Annotated in this window: 19 protein-coding genes; 9 read left to right on the forward strand and 10 right to left on the reverse strand. The window is 64.8% G+C overall.

The features are described 5' to 3' along the window. Nucleotides 1-176: 176 nt before the first annotated feature. Nucleotides 177-1,109, forward strand: a complete 933-nt coding sequence (locus GM910_RS08280; protein WP_159587054.1) for a ribose-phosphate pyrophosphokinase — start codon at nucleotides 177-179, stop codon at nucleotides 1,107-1,109. A 113-nt stretch (nucleotides 1,110-1,222) separates the two neighbouring features. Here GM910_RS08280 and GM910_RS08285 read toward each other — a convergent pair whose 3' ends face one another. After that, complete coding sequence (locus GM910_RS08285; RefSeq protein WP_159587055.1) at nucleotides 1,223-1,609, reverse strand: DUF488 domain-containing protein; 387 nt, start codon at nucleotides 1,607-1,609, stop codon at nucleotides 1,223-1,225. Between the two features lie 248 nt (nucleotides 1,610-1,857). On the opposite strand from GM910_RS08285, the gene GM910_RS08290 reads away from it, so the two are divergent. From GM910_RS08290 to GM910_RS08310, 5 genes are all read left to right on the forward strand, one after another. Then, a complete protein-coding gene (locus GM910_RS08290) occupies nucleotides 1,858-2,529 on the forward strand; it encodes a 50S ribosomal protein L25/general stress protein Ctc (protein ID WP_159587056.1) in 672 nt (223 codons plus the stop codon). 30 nt (nucleotides 2,530-2,559) lie between these two features. Further along, nucleotides 2,560-3,276: an aminoacyl-tRNA hydrolase gene (gene pth / locus GM910_RS08295; RefSeq protein WP_159587057.1), complete on the forward strand. Its 717-nt coding sequence runs from the start codon at nucleotides 2,560-2,562 to the stop codon at nucleotides 3,274-3,276. Nucleotides 3,277-3,399: 123 nt separating this feature from the next. After that, nucleotides 3,400-4,503 carry a redox-regulated ATPase YchF gene (gene ychF / locus GM910_RS08300; protein ID WP_159587058.1) on the forward strand — a complete coding sequence of 368 codons (1,104 nt, stop codon included), beginning with the start codon at nucleotides 3,400-3,402 and terminating at the stop codon, nucleotides 4,501-4,503. Nucleotides 4,504-4,600: 97 nt separating this feature from the next. Further along, nucleotides 4,601-5,065: a MaoC family dehydratase gene (locus GM910_RS08305; RefSeq protein ID WP_159587059.1), complete on the forward strand. Its 465-nt coding sequence runs from the start codon at nucleotides 4,601-4,603 to the stop codon at nucleotides 5,063-5,065. Then, nucleotides 5,062-5,529 carry a MaoC family dehydratase gene (locus GM910_RS08310; RefSeq protein WP_159587060.1) on the forward strand — a complete coding sequence of 156 codons (468 nt, stop codon included), beginning with the start codon at nucleotides 5,062-5,064 and terminating at the stop codon, nucleotides 5,527-5,529. Before GM910_RS08305 ends, GM910_RS08310 begins: the two co-directional genes overlap by 4 nt. A 50-nt stretch (nucleotides 5,530-5,579) precedes the next feature. Here GM910_RS08310 and GM910_RS08315 read toward each other — a convergent pair whose 3' ends face one another. The 5 genes from GM910_RS08315 to GM910_RS08335 all read right to left on the reverse strand — a co-directional run bounded on the left by GM910_RS08315 (nucleotide 5,580) and on the right by GM910_RS08335 (nucleotide 9,548). Further along, nucleotides 5,580-6,125: an adenine phosphoribosyltransferase gene (locus tag GM910_RS08315; protein WP_159587061.1), complete on the reverse strand. Its 546-nt coding sequence runs from the start codon at nucleotides 6,123-6,125 to the stop codon at nucleotides 5,580-5,582. A 193-nt stretch (nucleotides 6,126-6,318) separates the two neighbouring features. Further along, a complete protein-coding gene (locus tag GM910_RS08320) occupies nucleotides 6,319-7,143 on the reverse strand; it encodes a cytochrome c1 (RefSeq protein WP_159587062.1) in 825 nt (274 codons plus the stop codon). Nucleotides 7,144-7,172: 29 nt separating this feature from the next. Then, complete coding sequence (locus tag GM910_RS08325; RefSeq protein WP_159587063.1) at nucleotides 7,173-8,459, reverse strand: cytochrome b; 1,287 nt, start codon at nucleotides 8,457-8,459, stop codon at nucleotides 7,173-7,175. Between the two features lie 20 nt (nucleotides 8,460-8,479). Then, nucleotides 8,480-9,043 (reverse strand): ubiquinol-cytochrome c reductase iron-sulfur subunit, encoded by a 564-nt coding sequence (gene petA / locus GM910_RS08330; protein ID WP_159587064.1) that lies wholly within the window; start codon nucleotides 9,041-9,043, stop codon nucleotides 8,480-8,482. A gap of 193 nt (nucleotides 9,044-9,236) precedes the next feature. Beyond that, entirely contained in the window at nucleotides 9,237-9,548 is a 312-nt protein-coding gene (locus tag GM910_RS08335) for a DUF6665 family protein (RefSeq protein ID WP_159587065.1), read from the reverse strand. 223 nt (nucleotides 9,549-9,771) lie between these two features. On the opposite strand from GM910_RS08335, the gene GM910_RS08340 reads away from it, so the two are divergent. Continuing rightward, nucleotides 9,772-10,404, forward strand: a complete 633-nt coding sequence (locus tag GM910_RS08340) for a LysE family translocator (RefSeq protein WP_159587066.1) — start codon at nucleotides 9,772-9,774, stop codon at nucleotides 10,402-10,404. A 98-nt stretch (nucleotides 10,405-10,502) separates the two neighbouring features. Here GM910_RS08340 and GM910_RS08345 read toward each other — a convergent pair whose 3' ends face one another. Genes GM910_RS08345 through hemF form a run of 3 tightly spaced genes read right to left on the reverse strand, consistent with a single transcriptional unit; the run spans nucleotide 10,503 to nucleotide 11,984 of the window. Next, nucleotides 10,503-10,772 (reverse strand): helix-turn-helix domain-containing protein, encoded by a 270-nt coding sequence (locus GM910_RS08345; protein WP_159587067.1) that lies wholly within the window; start codon nucleotides 10,770-10,772, stop codon nucleotides 10,503-10,505. Beyond that, complete coding sequence (locus GM910_RS08350; protein WP_159587068.1) at nucleotides 10,762-11,025, reverse strand: BrnT family toxin; 264 nt, start codon at nucleotides 11,023-11,025, stop codon at nucleotides 10,762-10,764. Before GM910_RS08350 ends, GM910_RS08345 begins: the two co-directional genes overlap by 11 nt. A gap of 44 nt (nucleotides 11,026-11,069) precedes the next feature. Further along, nucleotides 11,070-11,984 carry an oxygen-dependent coproporphyrinogen oxidase gene (gene hemF / locus GM910_RS08355; RefSeq protein WP_159587069.1) on the reverse strand — a complete coding sequence of 305 codons (915 nt, stop codon included), beginning with the start codon at nucleotides 11,982-11,984 and terminating at the stop codon, nucleotides 11,070-11,072. A gap of 103 nt (nucleotides 11,985-12,087) precedes the next feature. Between hemF and GM910_RS08360 the strand changes: the two genes are divergently transcribed. Further along, entirely contained in the window at nucleotides 12,088-12,345 is a 258-nt protein-coding gene (locus tag GM910_RS08360; protein WP_159587070.1) for a hypothetical protein, read from the forward strand. Between the two features lie 115 nt (nucleotides 12,346-12,460). On the opposite strand, the gene GM910_RS08365 is transcribed toward GM910_RS08360, so the two are convergent. After that, nucleotides 12,461-12,922, reverse strand: a complete 462-nt coding sequence (locus tag GM910_RS08365; RefSeq protein WP_159587071.1) for a tRNA (cytidine(34)-2'-O)-methyltransferase — start codon at nucleotides 12,920-12,922, stop codon at nucleotides 12,461-12,463. A gap of 295 nt (nucleotides 12,923-13,217) precedes the next feature. Here GM910_RS08365 and GM910_RS08370 point away from each other — a divergent pair, with 295 nt between their 5' ends. Beyond that, nucleotides 13,218-13,499 (forward strand): hypothetical protein, encoded by a 282-nt coding sequence (locus tag GM910_RS08370; protein ID WP_159587072.1) that lies wholly within the window; start codon nucleotides 13,218-13,220, stop codon nucleotides 13,497-13,499. The last annotated feature ends 21 nt before the right edge of the window (nucleotides 13,500-13,520 follow it).

Consider the following 13,520-nt stretch of genomic DNA (forward strand, 5'->3'; position numbering starts at 1 on the left):
ACAAATTGGCGGAGAGACAACTCCTGGCTACCAGCGGCACATCGGGAGCGGAGCTATCGAGGCTGCGGCCGAGGAAGCATTCACTTCGGCGGAGGATTTTTTCCGCCGATGCTTGCAATAGCCGGCCACCCCGCTAAAAGCCGGACAGAAGTCGAGGCGCTGGCCGGGAACATTCCATGAAGCTCTTTGCGGGCAATTCCAACCGGGTTCTGGCGGAGGCCGTTGCCCGCTATCTCAACATCTCCCTTGGAAAAGCCACGGTGCGGCGCTTCGCCGACCAGGAGATCTTCGTCGAGGTGCAGGAGAACGTGCGCGGCGAGGACGTCTTCGTCCTGCAGTCCACCTCCTATCCCGCCAACGACCACCTGATGGAACTGCTGATCATGATCGACGCCTTCCGCCGCTCCTCGGCGCGGCGGATCACGGCGGTGCTTCCCTATTTCGGCTATGCGAGGCAGGACCGCCGCACCTCCGGCCGCACACCCATCTCGGCCAAGCTGGTGGCCAACCTGATCACCCGCGCCGGCGCCGACCGCGTCTTGACGCTGGACCTGCACGCCGGCCAGATCCAGGGCTTCTTCGACATCCCGACCGACAACCTCTTCGCCGTGCCGGTGATGGCGCGCGACATCAAGGCGCATTACAAGCTGGAAAACGTGATGGTGATCTCGCCGGACGTCGGCGGCGTGGTGCGCGCCCGCGCGCTCGCCAAGCGCATCGACGCGCCGCTCGCCATCGTCGACAAGCGCCGCGACCGGCCGGGCGAATCCGAGGTGATGAACGTCATCGGCGACGTGCGCGGCCGCGACTGCATGCTGATCGACGACATCGTCGATTCCGGCGGCACGCTGTGCAACGCGGCCGAGGCGCTTTTGAACAGCGGCGCCGCCAGCGTAACGGCTTACATCACCCACGGCGTGCTTTCAGGCGGCGCCGTGGCACGCATTTCGGCGTCCAAGCTGAAGGAGCTGGTCATCACCGACTCCATCCAGCCCACCTCCGCCGTCGAGGCGTCGAAGAGCGTCCGCGTCGTCACCATCGCCGACCTGATCGGCGAGGCGATCTCGCGCACGGCGACGGAAGAATCGGTGTCGAGCCTGTTCGATTGAGGGCGGCGCCCTTAGACCAGTTCATCGTTTCATGGAATCGATGAACTGGTCTAACTCATTGTTTTGCCGCAATTCCGGACGGGAAACCGGTTTCCACTTTTCCTGGAATTGCTCTAGCCGATCTTCGCCCCTCGCTCCGCCAAAAGCTCGCGCAGCACCGAACGGTGGCAGCGGGATTCGTCTTCGCAGTAGCAGCCGATCGAGAAGTCGGCGTCGCGCGAAAGCGCGGCAAGAAGGTCCAGGGTGTGCCGGGGCGCCGGCGCGTTCATCTCCACGCGGAACGCCTTGACGAAGGCCGCCCACTCGCGCTCCGTCTTCGCCGCCTGGGCCTTCGCGACCAGTTCGGCGCTGGGCGAAAGCTCCGGGTACCAGAGGTCGAACCAGTCGTCGGCGGAAAAGCGCTCCTTGCGCACGCCGCGCGGCGGGCGCCGCACGGTGCCGATCCGCGTCCCTTCCCCCGAAAGGCGTGGCGTGCCGAGACGAACGATGCGCAGGGTCATGCTTAAAGCTCCGCTTGAATGGCGGGGCGACGATAGCATATTCCGACGACGCCCCGGTACGGCCGGGGTAATCCTTGCGCATGCCCTTGCACCCGCCCCTCCCATCCGCTATAGACCCGCCGTCCGTGCAGACACCCTTGGAGGCAGCGCGGATGGAGGCCGGCCTTGCGCGATGCGCCTGGCGGCTTTCTCGTTTTCAGGGTCCGTTTACGTCCGGAAAACGCTCCGAAACTTGAAAGGAAAAGCCAATGAGCCGTCAGTCATATGAGCTGAAGGCCGAGGCGCGCGAACGGGTCGGTAAGGGGTCCGCCCGGGCAATTCGGCGCAGCGGTAAGATTCCCGCCGTCATCTACGGCGACAAGAAGCCCCCCATGACGATCGCCCTGCCCTACAAGGAAGCGTTCCTGCGCATCCATGGCGGCGGGTTCCTGACCACCATCGCCACCATCGACGTGGACGGCGAGAAGATCCAGGTCCTGCCCAAGGATTACCAGCTCGATCCCGTGCGCGGCTTTGCCGAGCACATCGACTTCCTGCGTATCGGCCGCAACACCATCGTCACCGTCAACGTGCCGGTGCACTTCACGAACGAAGAGTTGGCCCCCGGCATCAAGCGCGGCGGTGTCCTGAACGTGGTGCGCCACGAGGTGGAGTTCACCTGCCCGGCGACCGCCATCCCCGATCACATCGAGATCGACCTGACGGGGCTCGACATCGGCGATTCCGTGCACATCTCGGCGGTGAAGCTGCCCGAGGGCGTGGCGCCGACGATCACCGACCGCGACTTCACCATCGCCACGGTCGCCGCCCCGGCCGGCCTGAAGGCGGAGGAAGAGGAAGCGGCTGAAGCCGAGGCCGAAGAGGCCGAGGAAGAGGCGGAAGAGAAGGAGACGGAAGGCGAGGACAAGGGCGAGGAATAGCCCTTTCCCCTCCGTCGAGGGTAATTTCCCATGCTCCTCATTGCAGGGCTCGGCAATCCCGGCCGGCAATACGAGAACTACCGGCACAATGTCGGTTTCATGGCGGCGGATGCCATTTTTCGCCGCCATTCCTTTTCGCCCTGGTCGAAGAAGTTCAGCGCGCTGGTCTGCGAAGGCCGGCTGGGCGGCGAGAAGGTGCTGCTGATCAAGCCGCAGACCTATATGAACCTCTCCGGCCAGGCGATTGGCGAGGCGATGCGCTTTTACAAGCTCGAGCCCGCCGATCTCATCGTCCTCTACGACGAACTGGACCTGGCGCCGGCGAAGGTGCGCGTGAAGGTCGGTGGTGGCGCCGGCGGCCATAACGGCATCAGATCCATCGACGCGCATTGCGGCAAGGACTATCGCCGCGTGAGGATCGGCATCGGCCATCCGGGCGACAAGGCGCGTGTCACCGGCCATGTGCTGGGCGATTTCGCCAAGGCCGACCGGGACTGGCTGGAGCCGCTTCTGGAAGCGATCGCCGACAACGCCGAGATGCTGGTGAAGGGTGACGATTCCGGCTTCATGAACAAGGTGAGCCTGGCCGTCAAAGGCAAGGCGGAGCCGGCCGGCAATGAGCGGAAACCGGCCGCCAAGGGGCAGAGCCATATCCGCCAGGCACGGCCGCAAAAGCCGTCCGCGCCCTTGCCCGAGACCGGGCCTATGGCAGCCATGCTGAAGAAGCTCTTCGGGGAGAAGAAGTAGCGCCGGTTCAGCACCTGGCCACGGCCGGGCGATGCTTCCAGGGCTTGACGATGGCCGCTCCCTTCGCCCATAGCCCTGCCAACATTCTTTGAACAGCCTTCACCTTACAGGACAAAGCACAAGATGGGTTTCAAATGCGGCATCGTCGGCCTGCCCAATGTCGGCAAGTCGACGCTCTTCAACGCGCTGACGAAAACGGCTGCGGCACAGGCCGCGAACTACCCCTTCTGCACCATCGAGCCTAACACGGGCGAGGTGGCCGTGCCCGATCCGCGGCTGAAGAAGATTGCCGCGATCGCCCAATCGAAGGCGGTCGTGCCGACGCGCATTTCCTTTGTCGACATCGCAGGCCTCGTGCGCGGCGCTTCCAAGGGCGAAGGGCTGGGCAACCAGTTCCTGGCCAACATCCGCGAGGTGGACGCCATCGTGCATGTGCTGCGCTGCTTCGAGGATGACGACATCGCCCACGTCGAAGGCCGCATCGACCCGATGGCCGACGCCGAGACGGTGGAGACGGAGCTGATGCTGGCCGACCTCGAAAGCCTGGAGCGGCGCATCGTGCAGACGCGCAAGCGCGCCACCGGCAAGGACAAGGAGGCGATCGCCGTCCTGCCGATGATGGAGAAGGCGCTGGCGCTGCTGCAGGACGGCAAGCCGGTGCGCCTGCTTCTGCCGGAGCTTGCGGCCGAGGACCTGCAAATCCTGCGCTCGCTCAACCTATTGACATCGAAGCCGGTGCTTTACGTCTGCAACGTCGCCGAGAGCAATGCGGCGGGCGGCAACGCGCACAGCGCGGCGGTGGAAAAGATGGCCGAGGCGCAAGGGGCGAAATCCGTGGTGATCTCGGCGGCCATCGAGGCGGAGGTGGCGCAGCTTCCGGACGAGGAGGCGGCGGAGTATCTGGACGCCATGGGGCTCGAGGAACCCGGTCTCGACCGGCTGATCCGCGCCGGCTACGAACTGCTGGACCTCATCACCTTCTTCACCGTCGGCCCCAAGGAGGCGCGCGCCTGGACCGTGCAGAAGGGCGCCAAGGCGCCGCAGGCGGCGGGCGAAATCCATACGGACTTCGAGCGCGGCTTCATCCGCGCCCAGACCATCGCCTATGACGACTTCGTGCGGCTGGGCGGCGAGACGGCGGCGCGCGAGGCCGGCAAGGCGCGCGACGAAGGCAAGGAATACGTGGTGGCGGACGGCGACGTGATGCTGTTCAAGTTCAATGTGTGACTTGTGCCGGCAGGCCTTGCATTGACCGCCTGGTGAACGGAGCCTTTCAGGGTCGATTATCGAGGCCGCTGGTCCTTGTATCTGGAAGGAAGATGCGATGAGCGGGAAGCGCTGGGCCTACGAGGACTTTTACGAGGGCTGCGTCATCGCCCTTCCCGAGAAGCGCGTCGGCAAGGAGGAGATTGTCGCGTTCGCCTCCGAGTTCGACGCCCAGCCCATGCACCTCGACGAGGAAGCGGGCGAGGCGAGCCTGCTCGGCGGGCTTGCGGCTTCGGGCTGGCACACCTGCTCGATATTCATGCGCATGATGTGCGAGGCCTTCCTGCTCGATTCCACCTCGCAAGGCTCGCCCGGCATCACCGACATGCGCTGGCAGCGCCCGGTGCTGGCCGGCGACCGGCTTTCGGGCGCCTCGACGGCGCTTTCCCGGCGGCTTCTGAAGTCGCGGCCCGGTCTCGGCCTCGTCACCTTCCGGCACGAAGTGAAGAACCAGAATGGCGAGAGGGTGATCCTGTGCGAGAACCCGATCCTGTTCCGCCTTCGCGAGAAAGGTGCGGCATGAGCCTTGAGGCCTACCTGCGGCTCGGCGAGACGGTCACGCTCGGCAGCCACACCTTCACGGCGGACGAGATCAAGCGTTTCGCCGAAAAGTACGACCCGCAGCCCTTTCATCTGGACGAGAAGGCGGCGGAGGAAAGCGTGTTCGGCCGGCTGTGCGCGTCGGGCTGGCATACCTGCGCCATGTGGATGAAGTACAATCTGCAAAACGCGCGGACCGACGACGGCGCCTGGCGGGAGCCGGGGCCGCGGCCGGAATTCGGGCCCTCGCCGGGGTTTTCCAACTTGAAATGGCTGAAGCCGGTCTATGCCGGGGATACGATCACCTTCACGCGCACCGCGGTGTCGCACCGGGCGTTGGCCTCGCGGCCTGGGTGGCGGCTTTTGTCATTGAAGGCGGGGGCGTTCAACGGCGACGGGCAGGCGGTGCTGGAGTTTGATAATGCGGTGCTTTTGAGGGTTGGGTAGGCGAATTCAGCGAGGAATGCCGGCGCCTCCAAGGCACCCGATAGACAGCCTCAATCCCCCTCGAACGCGATGAGCGTGCGCACGTCCACGCCCAGCCCTTCCAGCCTGGCGCGGCCGCCGAGGTCCGGCAGGTCGATGACGAAGCAGGCGGCGACGATATCGGCGCCCATCTGGCGCAGAAGCCGGACGGCGCCTTCGGCCGTGCCGCCGGTGGCGATGAGGTCGTCGACGAGGATGACCTTCTCGCCCGGCTCCACCGCGTCGACGTGCATCTCCATCTCGTCGAGCCCGTATTCCAGGCTGTAGGCGACGCGCACCGTCTCGTGCGGCAGCTTCCCCTTCTTGCGGATGGGGACGAAGCCGGAGGAGAGCTGGTGGGCGATAGCGCCGCCGAGGATGAAGCCGCGCGCCTCGATGCCGGCGATCTTGTCGATCTTGGAGCCGGCATAGGGGTGGACGAGCTCGTCCACGGCGCGGCGGAAGGCGCGCGCGTTGCCCAGAAGCGTGGTGATGTCGCGGAAGAGAATCCCCGGCTTCGGATAGTCGGGAATGGTGCGAATGGCTGAAAGTAGCGTGTCTTCGAGGGAAGGTTTCATCGGCAGCCCCGGCCCGTTGCAGCCCCTTTTGCCCTTTTGCGCGCCAAAAGAAAAGGGCGCCCGGCGGCGCCCCTGGCTTTTTGCCGCGGCCTTAGACCGGTTCATCGTTTCATGGAATCGATGAACCGGTCTAAGTCGTTGTTTTGTCGCAATTCCGGACGGAAAACCGGTTTCCACTTTTCCTGGAATTGCTCTAGTGAACTTCGGCCCACACCTTGCGCTTGGTGAGGTAGACGAGGCCGCCGAAGAGGACCAGGAAGACCATCACGGTGAAGCCGGTTTCCTTGCGCGCCTCCATGTGCGGCTCGGCGGCCCACATCATGAAGGCGGCGATGTCGCGGGCGTACTGGTCGACCGTCTCCGGGCTGCCGTCCTCGTAGGTCACCATGCCGTCCGAGAGCGGCGGCGCCATGGAGAGCGAAACGGCGTTCAAGAAATAGGGATTGTAGTAGGTGCCCTCGGGCACCTCGTGGCCTTCCGCGTCTTCCTCATAGCCGGTCAGGAGCGCGTGGATGTAGTCCGGACCGCCCTCGGCGTATTGGGTGAAGATGTCGAAGACGAAGGTGGGAAAGCCGCGCTCCACGGCGCGCGCCTTGGCGAGAAGCGAGAAGTCCGGCGGCGCGGCACCATTGTTGGAGGCGGCCGCCTGCTGCGGATTGGCGAAGGGCGCGGGGAAATGGTCGGACGGCGTGGCGGGACGGGTGAACATGTCGCCGTTCTCGTCCGGACCGTCTTCGACCTCGTATTCGGCGGCGATGGCGCGAACCTGCTCTTCCGTGTAGCCGAGATCCTCCAGGTTGCGGAAGGCGACCAGGTCGAGCGAATGACAGGAGGAGCAGACCTCGCGGTAGATCTTCAAGCCGCGCTGCAACTGGCCCTTGTCGTAGGCGCCGAAGGGGCCGTCGAAGCTCCATTCGAGCTGCGGCGGCTTCTTCAGCGGGTATTCCGCCGCATCCGCGGGGGTGGCCATGGCAATGCCGAGGCCGAGCGCAGCCAGCCCGTTTAGAAACGTCTTCATTTCCAAGATCCTCTTGCGCATACGCTCGCTCATGCCTCGCCGGCGGTCTGGGCGGCCGGGGTCCCGGGCTTGTTCTTCTCCAGCACCGCCTCGGTGATCGAGTTCGGCGGCCGGCGCGGCGTCTCGACGAGGCCGAGGACCGGCATGACGACGACGAAGAACGCGAAATAATAGAGCGTGGCGGCCTGCGCCATGGCCACATAGGTGCCCTCCGCCGGCCTCGAGCCGAGCCAGCCGAGGAAGATGGCATCGGCCACGAAAAGCCAGAAGAACAGCTTGTACCACGGCCGGTAGACCGCCGAGCGCACCTTCGAGGTATCGAGCCAGGGCACCACGAACAGGACAGCGATGGCGCCGAACATGGCGAGCACCCCGCCCAGCTTGGAATCGATCGGCCCGATGTTGAAGGTGATGGCGCGCAGGATCGCGTAGAAGGGCAGGAAGTACCACTCGGGCACGATGTGCGCCGGCGTCTTGAGCGGGTTGGCCTCGATGTAGTTGTCGGGGTGGCCGAGATAGTTGGGGATGTAGAAGACGAAATAGGCGAACACCAGGAAGAACACGACCATGGCAAAGCCGTCCTTGATGGTCGCGTAGGGCGTGAAGGCCACCGTGTCGGTCTTCTGCTTCACCTCGATGCCGGTCGGGTTGGACTGCCCGGTCACATGCAGCGCCCAGATGTGCAGGACGACGACGCCGGCGATCATGAAGGGCAAGAGATAGTGCAGCGAGAAGAAGCGGTTGAGGGTGGGATTGTCGACGGCGAAACCGCCGAGCAGAAGCTGCTGGATCCAGTCGCCGACGAGCGGGATCGCCGTGAAGAAGCCGGTGATGACGGTGGCGCCCCAGAAGCTCATCTGCCCCCACGGCAAAACGTAGCCCATGAAGGCGGTGGCCATCATGAGGAGGTAGATGATGCAGCCGAGGATCCACAGAAGCTCGCGCGGCGCCTTGTAGGAGCCGTAGTAGAGACCGCGGAAGATGTGCACGTAGACGGCGATGAAGAAGAACGAGGCGCCGTTCGAGTGCAGGTAGCGCAGAAGCCAGCCGGAATTGACGTCGCGCATGATCTTTTCGACGGAGTTGAAGGCGATCTCCGTGTTCGAGGCGTAATGCATGGCGAGCACGATGCCGGTGAGGATCTGCACCGCCAGCATGAGGGTGAGGATGCCGCCGAAGGTGTAGGCGTAATTCAGGTTGCGCGGCACCGGATAGGCGACGAAGGAATCGTAGACGAGGCGCGGCAGCGGAAGGCGCGCATCCATCCAGCGCCCGAAGCCCGTCTTGGGGGTGTAGGTAGAATGTCCACCGCTCATCTTGAAATACGCTCCCTTGCCTACCCGATCTGAACGACCGTGTCGGAGATGAATTCGAATGCCGGGACGGCCATGTTTTCCGGCGCGGGCCCTTTGCGGACGCGCCCTGCCGTGTCGTAATGCGAGCCGTGACAGGGGCAGAACCAGCCGCCGAAATCGCCCTGCTGACCGAGCGGCACGCAGCCCAGATGCGTGCAGATGCCGATCATGACCAGCCAGTTCTCCTTGCCCTCGCCGGCCGAGCGATCGATGTCGGTGGCCGGCGCGTCGGCCGGCAGGTTGTCGTTGCGGGCGATGGGATCCTTGAGGTCGTCGAGAGGCACCTGGCGGGCCGCCTCGATCTCCTCATCGGTGCGGTTGCGGATGAAGACGGGCTGCCCGCGCCACTTCACCGTCAACGACATGCCGGGCTCAACGCCCGAAACATCGACCTGGATGGAGGCCAGCGCCCTGGTCGAGGCGTCGGGGCGCATCTGGTCGATGAACGGCCAAATGGCGCCGGCCGCGCCCACGGCGCCGGCCACGCCGGTTGCCACGTAGAGAAAGTCGCGACGGGTGTGTTCGGTCGAATCAGTAGCGCTCACGGGGCTGCGGTCCTTTCACCTAATGCCTGCCGGGAAGAAGCGTATGTCGACACGCGCCTGCCCCTCGGATTCGCCACGACGGGCCGGCCGTTCCCCCGGCAATTGGCGATGGTTTCTATGCTCGACGGTCAGACTTGTCCAGACGCCGGAGAGCCGCAGGGCAGATTGTCGCGGGGATAACAACCGTCGGCCGCTACCGCGCGCCGAGCCGCGCCAGGACGGCGCGCGGGATGGCCAGGTGGCGCACCACCTCGTCGTGCCGTTTCAGCCCGCATATCTCGCGCTGGATGAAATAGGCATAGACGGCATCCGCCGCCTCGCGCAGCAGGTGCGCGCGTTCCGCACCCTTGCCGTCGTGCGCGGCAAGCCGGACAAGGCTCTCCTCGGCGCGCCGGCCAGCGCGGCCAAGCGCGGCCGCCATCTCTTCGGCAAGCTCGTAGTCGAGCGCACCGATGCCGGTGTTGGGTGCGCGGGAGGGGCTTGATGAGGCAGGGGGTCGCGGCATGAAACGCTCCTGATGCTTGCCGTCTGTTTCCGCCTCAACAGCGAGGGAAAACCGGTTCCCATTTTTCCTGGAATTGCTCTATTGTGCCCGTCCTGGCGTATGTCATCAACCGCGAGAGTTGGGCCGGGCCGGGGGTCCTGGAGACCACGGATATCCATGCCAGCGAGCGATTCGTCACCGAATGGCTGGAGTGACGGCGGGTGCAGCAGAAAGGAACTTCCCGATGACGCTTCTGGAGCTTTCGGCCTTCAGCCTTGTCGCAGCCCTTCTGGTGATCTCGCCCGGTCCCAACGGTGTGCTGATCGCCAAGACCGTGCCGACCTCCGGCAAGGCGGCGGGCTTTGCCAACATCGCCGGCTTCTTCGCCGCCTTCTACCTGCACGGCGCGCTGTCGATCCTCGGCATCTCCATCATCCTCGTGCAGTCGGCGCAGGCCTTCTTCCTCGTCAAGATGCTGGGCGCGGCCTATCTGTGCTTCATCGGCGTCAAGGCGCTGTGGCAGGCCTGGAAGGGCGTGACCGCGCCGGCCCATGTGCCGCCGGCCAGACGCAGGCGCACCCTGGCGCGTGCCGTCGCAGAAGGCTTCCTCACCAACGCGCTGAACCCGAAGGTGTCGATGTTCTACCTTGCTGCCTTCCCGCAGTTCATCCCCGCCAGCGCCGACGGCGTGAAGTGGGCATTCCTGCTGGTGGCGATCCACTCGCTCATCAACATCGTCTGGTTCTCCACCCTGGTGCTGCTCTTCTCGACGCTCAAGGGGCTTGGCGGAAGGGCTTGGGTGCAGCGGTGGGTGAAGGCAGCGACGGGAGCGGTATTCGTCGCTTTCGGGCTGAAGCTGGCGACGTTGAGGCCCTAGAACGGTTCATCGTTTCATGGAATCGATGAACTGTTCCAACCCGTTGTTTTGTCGCAATTCCGGACTGAAAACCGGCTTCCACTTTTCCTGTAATTGCCCTAAGCCGCGTTGCGCCGCTCCAGCCGTTCGCGCATGCCCTGCGGGTCGGCGAAGATGAGATCGATCAGCGTCTTCGCCGTTGCGTCGGGCTCTGTGCGCCGTTGCTCCCAATTGCGGAGCGTGGCGAGTGGGATGCCGAGTAGATGGGCGAAATCGGCCTGATTCATTCCAAGCAGAGCGCGCACGAAATTTAGCTTCGCGGGCGCGTCGAGCGGGCGTGTATTGCTCTCGTCCCACTCGGGGTTGTCGTCCCAATCTTCATCGACCATGTTTCCTGACCTCCCGGTCATTGGCTTTTCTTACGGAGATAATTCGAAAGACCGCGTCGCGTATCGTGAAGGCGCAAACGTGAAGCCTGTCTCCCACATATCCGTACGACACATACCGGTCTTCGCCATATTCTCGCCTGTCATCCAAGAAGATTGCCACCTGGTTTCGGATGACTTCGCGGCCAAGGGCGAGTGAAAGCCCGCGTTCCCGACGATTCTTCTCGTCCTTTTCCGGATCGAACGCTATCTCCACCTACTTGGGACTATACGCTTCTAGCGTACCATCCGCAAGCCTCCTCATGGCCACTTCACCACTGGCGGCATGCTGGAGAGGATGGCGTCGACGTTGCCGCCGGTCTTCAGGCCGAAGATGGTGCCGCGGTCGTAGAGGAGGTTGAACTCGACGTAGCGGCCGCGGCGCACGAGCTGTTCCTCGCGGTCGGCTTCGGTCCAGTTGGTGTCGAAGTTCTGGCGCACCAGATAGGGGTAGATGACGAGGAAGGCGCGGCCGAGATCCTGGGTGAAGGCGAAGTCGGCGTCCCAGCCGCCCTTTTCCTCGGGGCTCTTCAGCCAGTCGTAGAAGATGCCGCCGATGCCGCGCGGCTCGTCGCGGTGCGGAAGATGGAAATATTCCTCGCACCAGCGCTTGAAGCGGTCGTAGTCGGCGATCTGGCCGTGCCGGTCGCAGACGAAGCGCATCGCCTTGTGGAAAGCGATCGCGTCGGGATCCTCCTGGGTGCGGCGGCGGTCGAGCACCGGGGTGAGGTCGGCGCCGCCGCCGAACCATTGGCGCGTCGTCACCACCATGCGCGTGTTCATGTGCACGGCCGGCACGTTGGGGTTCTGCGGGTGGGCGATGAGCGAGATGCCGGAGGCCCAGAAGCGCGGATCCTCCTCGGCGCCGGGAATCTGCTGGCGGAATTCGGGCGAGAATTCGCCGTGGACCGTGGAGGTGTGCACGCCCACCTTCTCGAACACGCGGCCGTGCATGAGCGCCATCACGCCGCCGCCGCCCGCGCCCTCCTCGCGCTGCCAGGGCGTGCGCTCGAAGCGGCCGGGTGCGCGGGTCGAGAGCGGGCCGGTGAGCGCATCCTCGAGTTCCTCGAACGCGGCGCAGAGGCGGTTGCGCAGGGTCTCGAACCAGGCCTTCGCCGCCGCCTTCTTGTCCTCGATATCCTCGGGCAGTCCGGCCGGTATATCGGGTCTTTCCATGATCGCTCCTCCGGCGTCCGGCGCCGCGCGTGGCGGACAAAGGACTCGCATTTTTCTCTCGCGATCCCTAATCTCCTCGTCCAACGGGTCAAGGAGTTCTTTCGTGCGTGTGCCCGCCAAGCCTCCGCTCGAGGGCCTGAAACATGCCCTCGACAAGAAGCGCGCCAACGGCCATCGCCTGCCGCGCGACGGCTTCCTGCGCGAGACCTTCTCGCTGCCGCGCGCCGAGGCCCGCGCCAAGGCGCGCGAATGGCTGGAACGCTGGCCCAAGCAGGCCTACTGGACCGAGATCGAAAGCTGGTGCGAGCGCCCCGGCGACGTGATCGAATTCACCATGCGCCGGCTGCCGAGCGCTGATTAGTTTTACAGTTGCCCCCTTCCTCCTCTTGACCTCAACTTAAGTTGAGGGTGTAGCCGGCCCTCCTTCGAATGCCGTGAAGGAGAAGCCGCGCATGCAGAACAACCGCAGCCCCGCCCTACCCCACCTGCCTGCGCGCCTCGCCGCAGGCCATGGCGACGGCGACCGCGAGGTTGAGGCTGCGCGCCTTCTCGCGCATGGGAATGACGAGCCGGTGATCGGCCGCCTCGTGCACCGCCTCCGGCACGCCCGACGATTCGCACCCGAAAAGGAGGATGTCGCCGCCGCGGAAGCAGAAGGCCGTGTAGGGCACGGCGGCAGCGGTGGTGAACAGGATGAGCCGGCGCTCCTCCTCTCGACGCCAGTGGTCGAAGGTTTCCCAGGAGGTATGGCGGTTGAGGGAGGCCATCTCCAGATAGTCCATGCCCGCCCGTTTCAGCGCCCGGCTCGACAGGTCGAAGCCGGCCGGCTCGATCAGGTCCACCGTCAGGCCCAGGCATGCAGCGATGCGCAGGACGGCGCCGGTGTTGCCGGGGATGTCCGGCTGGAAAAGGGCAATGCGGATATCGTTTCCGTTCATAGCATGACCAATTGTAGCCTTCGGGCCACAGTGGCCCGTGAAGGTGACTATACGGCGACGAGGCCTCTGGCCATCCCCGGCCTCTTCGGATATAAGGCCGCCGCAACCGACGTAAACTGCTGGAGACAGACATGGATAACCGGATGTTCGTTTCCATCGTCCGTGAACGCCCCTTGCCCGGGGCCGGGCTCACGGCCTGACGGCGGTTTTCGTTCCGAAGCTTACTTCTCCCCTGTAGAACACGCACGAGCGAATCCGCCGGAACCTTTTCCGGAATTCCGCAAGGATTCGCTCCATGTCTGCAAAATTTCCCAAGGGGCGCAAAGCGCCCGAAACAGCCATCGCCCCCGCCGCGACCGCACTGCCGCCGGACGTTGCAGGCAGGGTTCCTGCCAAGACCCTGTCAGGAGCCTTCTCCGCCGCCCTTGGCGCAAAGGCGCAAAGGGCGCATTCGGGATCAAAGGCGCCGCTGGAGAAAGGCGCCGACCCGAGGCAGCTCGCCGGCAAGGCGGGCGCTCGACCGATCAAGAATTCAAAGCCCGGCGCACCGACCGTGCCGCGCAAGGGGCACCGCTGAGTGCCTGACGACGCTATCGAG

It is taken from the genome of Chelativorans xinjiangensis (assembly GCF_009812055.1).
Classification (GTDB): Bacteria; Pseudomonadota; Alphaproteobacteria; order Rhizobiales; family Rhizobiaceae; genus Chelativorans; species Chelativorans xinjiangense.